This window comes from Roseiarcus sp. (genome assembly GCF_052145395.1).
GTDB lineage: Bacteria > Pseudomonadota > Alphaproteobacteria > Rhizobiales > Beijerinckiaceae > Roseiarcus.
Window position 1 is genome coordinate 1 of the sequence record NZ_JBKQOT010000283.1, and the last position, 4,463, is coordinate 4,463.

Below are 4,463 nucleotides of genomic sequence, written 5' to 3' on the forward strand. Positions count from 1 at the left end.
ATTGCCAGAAGTCGGGCATCAGCCAGGGATGCGGGTAAGAAGAGAGCCCGCCCCCGCAGACCTCCTGCCGATAGCGCGCGAGTTGTTCTTCGGTTAAGCGCCCTTCGAGGAAGGCGCGCGCGTAGACGCCCGGCGCCGAGTGCGGCTGGAAGTAGACGAGATCGCCCCCGAAACCATCGCCCGCGCCGCGAAAGAAGTGATTGAAGCCGGTTTCGAAGATTTCCGCCGCGGACGCATAGCTCGCGATGTGGCCGCCAAGCTCGCCATGGGCGCGGTTGGCGCGCGCCACCATGGCGAGCGCGTTCCAGCGCATGATTGCGGTCAGCCGCTCTTCGAGCGCGAGATCGCCGGGATAGGGTCCCTGCTTCTCCAGCGGGATCGTATTGCGATAGGCCGAATAGGGCGGCTGAAGCGCCGAGACGCCCTGGTCGCGCAGCCGCGACTCCAGTTTGCGCAGGAGGAACAGGGCGCGCTCCGGTCCGCGATAGCGAACGACGGCGTCGATCGATTCGAGCCACTCGGCCGTTTCGACCGGATCGCCATCCTTTTCCTGGGCGCCTGCGCTCCCTTTGTACGCCTCGGAGGTCGTCATGGTCCCGCCCTGTCGGATCTGCACGAAAGCGTAACGCTCGGGGCCCGCCTGTTCCACCGGATTCGCGCGGCGCGACACCGCTCGCGTCCCGACCGACCACTATGGCGGTGTCCGGGACCGCCTCCCTCAGGCCTGGTCGAACGATCGCCTGAGCCAGTCGGCGACTGTCTCAGCGGAGGCGCGCCAGGACGTGTCGAGCATCAGGGCGTGGGGAACGCCTTCGAGAACGCGCAGCTCCGCGTTCCAGAACGTCGATGACGTGAGCAAGTCGACATAGGGAATGAAACAATCGTCGGCGCCGCCCATGACGAGGACCGGCAGGCGGGGGCGCCCCATCAGCAACGGCCACTGCGGAACCATGAGCTCCAGATTGGCGCGAACGGACTCCCGCTGGAACTGCCGACTGTAGCGCATGGCGAGGTCGACGGGGAAGTCGGCGGAAAAGAGCCCGCGACGGATCGCCTCATAGTCTTCCGCCGTCACCCCGCGGGACTGAACGCGGCCCAAGGCTCGCAGCAGATCCGGGCGCCTGAGCGACATATGCGCAAAGGATCCGGCGAGGCTGGTGAGGCTCGCGGGCGCGAGCAGCGCCAGGCCCGAAGCCTGATGCTTTCGCGCAAAGTGCTGGGCGACGACGCCGCCCATCGAGTGCCCAATCACCACGGGCGGACGATCGAGCCCGGCCGCAGCCACAGCGACGTCGGCCACGTAATCCGAAATGCCAAACCGGTCCAACTGCTTCCTGCCCGGGCTCTCGCCGTGGCCGCTGAGCGACACGGCGACGCCATGCCATCCGAGCTCGGCGAAGAAAGGCAGGAAATGTTCCGCCCACACCCATGCGCCGCAGAAGGCGCCGTGAACGAAGACGAGCGAGGGGCGGCGCGAAGGCGCGCCCGCCGTGATGATCTCCAGCGGCGCGTCCGTTGCGAAATCTTCGGCCATTGCTTTTCGCCCCCCGGGCGCGGCGGACCTCGCGCCCCTCCTCCCCGCTTTTTATCGCACGGTCCGTCAGTGAACGCCCAAGAGCGCGAGCATGATTGCGCCGGAGATCGCCGTGCCGAACACGCCGGCGAGATTGGGCCCCATCGCGTGATAGATGAGGAAGTTCTCCTTGTCGTACTGGAGCGCCACGTTGTGGCTGACCCTGGCCGCGATCGGCACCGAGGCGATGCCGGCCGAGCCAAGCAGCGGATTGATCTTCTCCTTCAAAAACAGGTTCAGGATCTTGGCGCCGACCACGCCCGAGCCGGTGCCGAACAGGAAGGCGACGAGGCCGAGGACGACAATCTCGATCGTGTCGATGGTGAGAAACTTGTCGGCCGCCATGGTCGAGCCGATCGCGACGGTCAGCACAATGATGATCACGTTCATGAGGTCGTTGGCCGCGGTCCTGGCGAGCCGGTTGACGACCAGCACCTCGCGGAACAGGTTGCCGAGCATCAGCATGGTGATGAGCGGCGCGACCGGCGGGAAGAACAGATTGACGATGATGCCGATCACGATCGGGAACGCGATCTTCTCGAGCCGGGTTACCTGCCGCGACTGCTTCATCCGGATCTTCCGCTCCGCGGGGGTGGTGAGCAGCTTCATGACCGGCGGCTGGATCAGCGGCATCAGCGCCATGTAGGAATAGGCGGCGACCGAGATCTGCGGCAGGAGATGCGGCGCGAGCTTGACGGTCATGAAGATCGCCATCGGCCCGTCGGCGCCGCCGATGATGCCGATCGCGCCGGCCTCCTTGAGGGTGAAGCCGAGCAGCTTCGCGCCGATCAGGGCGACGAAGATGCCCAGATGCGCCGCCGCGCCCAGGATCACGAGTCGCGGATTGGCGATCATCGGGGCAAAATCGGTCATCGCCCCGACGCCGAAGAAGATGAGCGGCGGAACGACGAGCAGCTGCACGCCTTCGTACGCATAATGAAACAGGCCGCCCGGCTGGGTGAGGTCGGACCCCGGCACGTTGGAGATGATGCACGAGAAGCCGATGCCGACCAGCAGCAGCGGCTCGTAACCCTTGGCGATCGCCAGATAGATCATGGCGCAGCCGATGGCGATCATGACCACGTTGCCCCACCAGAGATGGGCGAGGCCGGTTTGATCCATCAATGCGCCGAGAAAAGAAAGCACCTGTTCAATCAAGGGACGCCCCTCCAGCCCGGGATGATCCGGCGATCAGTGATGGCTCTTGCGCAGCGCCTCTTCGTCGATCTTGGCGAGCCGGTTGAGGAGCGGGAACAGCGCCAGCACGACGCCGATCCCCGAGATCATGACCATCGACGTGAAGAAATCGATGAAGCTGAGCATGAGCGCTCCGTAGAGCGTGTCGGGCATCGTCACGGGATTGTCCTTGTTTCAGGCGAGCGTGAGCAGGACGCCGCCGGTGTCGACAGAATCTCCGGGCTTGACCGCGATCGACACGACCTTGCCGGCGCCTTTGGCGTGCACCTCGGTCTTCATCTTCATCGCCTCGATGGTGGCGATCTTGTCTCCGGCCTTGACCGCCTGGCCGACCGTCACGTCGACCGACTGGACGGTGCCGGCGAGCGGCGCGACCTCGTCGCCCGCCTTGGCGGCGGGCTTCGCCTCGGCAGTGGCCGGCGCCGCGGCCGCCGCCACCGCCGCCGAAGCCGCGGCGACTGAGCCGGGCCACGACGTCGCACCACCCTCCCCGGCGATCTCCTCCACCACGACCTCATAGGCGTGGCCGTCGACGCTGATCCTGAATTTCCGCTGCATACCGGCGACTCCTGATCTCCGAAACTCGTGTCAATGCGTGCGATGCGACGTCTGGTGCATCCAGCGGCCCTCCGACGCCCAGGCGCGCCCGGTCGAGTGATCCGCGATATGGATGACTCTGAAACCGTAAGCGGCGACCGCAGCCGCGATGGCGACGATGTGTTGGGTCGGGACGCCGTCGAGTTCGGGCGCGACAACAGCGGGCGCGGCGGCCCTGTTGCGCTCGACCTCCGCCGCCGCCTCCGCCTTCTGACGGGCGATCTCGGAACGTTCAATCCAGCTCAGAAAGCGGCCGAGGTACACCACAGCGATGCACAAGACGGCCAGGGCGGCGATCGCGCCGATCGCAAACTTCAGGGTCTCGAAGGTCATGGCGTCGTTCCTCCGATCGGGGTTGGAGCGTTAGAGGGGAATGTTCCCGTGCTTCTTGGGCGGCCGGAGTTCGCGCTTCGACAGCGCCTTGCGCAGCGACAGCGCGATCGTCGACCGGGTGATCGCGGGATCGATGACGTCGGTAATGTAGCCGTTCGCGGCCGCCATGTAGGGCGAGGCGAATTCGGCACGGTAGGCGGCGGCGAGTTCCGCGGCCTTGGCCTTCGGGTCCGCCGCGGCCTTCAGCTCCTTGTTGTAGAGAACCCTGACGGCGCCGTCCGCGCCCATTACGGCGATTTCCGCGGTCGGCCAGGCGAAGACGAAGTCGGCGCCCATTTCCTGACTGCACATGGCGAGGTAGGAGCCGCCCTAGGCCTTGCGCAGGATCACCGTCACCTTCGGCGTCGTGCAGGAGGCGTAGGCGAACAGGAGCTTCGCGCCGTGACGGATGATGCCGTTTCGCTCCTGCTCGACGCCGGGCATGAAGCCCGGCACATCGACGAGCGTGACGAGCGGGATGTTGAAGCAGTTGCAGAAGCGAATGAAGCGCGCGCCCTTGTCGGCGGCGTCCATGTCGAGTGCGCCCGCCCGCACCGCCGGCTGATTGGCGATCAGGCCGACCACGACGCCGCCGATCCGGCCGAAGCCGACGATCAGGTTCTCGGCGAACGAGCGATGCACTTCGAGGAACTCGCCGGGATCGACGATGTGCTCGATGATGCCGCGCACGTCCATCGGCGACTGCGGGTCGTCGGGGATGAGG

Annotated in this window: 5 protein-coding genes and 2 pseudogenes; all 7 read right to left on the reverse strand. The window is 66.1% G+C overall.

Going from position 1 to position 4,463, the window contains the following annotated elements:
* Positions 1-592 (reverse strand): annotated as a pseudogene (locus ACLP25_RS09540) (pyruvate dehydrogenase (acetyl-transferring), homodimeric type); the annotation flags it as partial.
* 126 nt (positions 593-718) lie between these two features.
* A complete protein-coding gene (locus ACLP25_RS09545) occupies positions 719-1,534 on the reverse strand; it encodes an alpha/beta hydrolase (RefSeq protein ID WP_442468965.1) in 816 nt (271 codons plus the stop codon).
* A gap of 66 nt (positions 1,535-1,600) precedes the next feature.
* A complete protein-coding gene (locus ACLP25_RS09550; RefSeq protein WP_442468966.1) occupies positions 1,601-2,695 on the reverse strand; it encodes a sodium ion-translocating decarboxylase subunit beta in 1,095 nt (364 codons plus the stop codon).
* Positions 2,696-2,764: 69 nt separating this feature from the next.
* The gene (locus ACLP25_RS09555; protein ID WP_442468967.1) at positions 2,765-2,929 is read right to left on the reverse strand and encodes a hypothetical protein; all 165 of its coding nucleotides are present in this window, start codon (positions 2,927-2,929) and stop codon (positions 2,765-2,767) included.
* Positions 2,930-2,944: 15 nt separating this feature from the next.
* Entirely contained in the window at positions 2,945-3,328 is a 384-nt protein-coding gene (locus ACLP25_RS09560; RefSeq protein ID WP_442468968.1) for a biotin/lipoyl-containing protein, read from the reverse strand.
* Between the two features lie 30 nt (positions 3,329-3,358).
* Complete coding sequence (locus ACLP25_RS09565) at positions 3,359-3,700, reverse strand: hypothetical protein (RefSeq protein ID WP_442468969.1); 342 nt, start codon at positions 3,698-3,700, stop codon at positions 3,359-3,361.
* Between the two features lie 30 nt (positions 3,701-3,730).
* A pseudogene (locus ACLP25_RS09570) lies at positions 3,731-4,435 on the reverse strand (carboxyl transferase domain-containing protein).
* Positions 4,436-4,463 lie beyond the last annotated feature (28 nt).

What these genes read in the sequence shown, in the direction of transcription:
- ACLP25_RS09550 (WP_442468966.1), bottom strand. Translation starts at nt 2,695, where the DNA reads ATGGATCAAACCGGCCTCGCCCATCTCTGGTGGGGCAACGTGGTCATG.
- ACLP25_RS09545 (WP_442468965.1), bottom strand. Translation starts at nt 1,534, where the DNA reads ATGGCCGAAGATTTCGCAACGGACGCGCCGCTGGAGATCATCACGGCG.
- ACLP25_RS09565 (WP_442468969.1), bottom strand. Translation starts at nt 3,700, where the DNA reads ATGACCTTCGAGACCCTGAAGTTTGCGATCGGCGCGATCGCCGCCCTG.
- ACLP25_RS09560 (WP_442468968.1), bottom strand. Translation starts at nt 3,328, where the DNA reads ATGCAGCGGAAATTCAGGATCAGCGTCGACGGCCACGCCTATGAGGTC.